This is a genomic window from Vibrio sp. 03_296 (genome assembly GCF_002265885.1).
This window is the reverse complement of the sequence record NZ_NPKW01001285.1, coordinates 1-559: the sequence shown is the minus strand read 5'-3', so window position 1 is coordinate 559 and position 559 is coordinate 1. Positions and strand designations below refer to the sequence as shown.

Sequence of the window (559 nt, the reverse complement as noted above, 5' to 3'; positions counted from 1 at the left end):
AACAATAAACAAGCGGCTTCTCTAATAGGTGTTGCTCCCATGAATAGAGAAAGTGGCCGCTATAAAGGCAAACGAATTATCCAAGGTGGGCGCGCTCAGGTGCGTACAGTCCTGTATATGGCGATGATGTCTGCAATGCAATCTAACCCTGTTTTTAAGACCACATATCAGCGATTACTGGAAGCAGGAAAACCCAAAAAAGTAGCCATCATTGCCTGTGTTAGAAAGATGGTTGTGATCCTGAATTCAATGCTAAGAGACGGAACTATGTGGAATGAAAATATGGCGAAAAATTAACTATTGACGCCATACTCGTTTGTTATGTATTCTGATACACGTTTGCCCGATGGTATTCAAGAAATTCTTCATGCTCAGGCTTCAATTTAATAACCATTTCCGAATGTATCCCTATTGATTGATAATTTTTCAACTTTGGTGAAATCATAATAATTCCTACACTGTCGAAACTAATAAGACCAGAGTCAAACTTATCTAAGTATGCTACTAAAAGGAAACCATTATATGGATTTAACCTATTTTCTTCGGAAATGCGCCACGG

Annotated in this window: 1 protein-coding gene and 1 pseudogene; one reads left to right on the top strand and one right to left on the bottom strand. The window is 38.6% G+C overall.

What is annotated here, in order from left to right:
* Positions 1 to 297 (top strand): transposase (locus CIK04_RS31570; protein ID WP_142995055.1); only part of this gene is annotated, 297 nt, incomplete at its 5' end.
* Positions 298 to 319: 22 nt separating this feature from the next.
* On the opposite strand, the pseudogene CIK04_RS35215 reads toward CIK04_RS31570, so the two are convergent.
* Positions 320 to 559: pseudogene (locus tag CIK04_RS35215) on the bottom strand (HNH endonuclease); the annotation flags it as partial.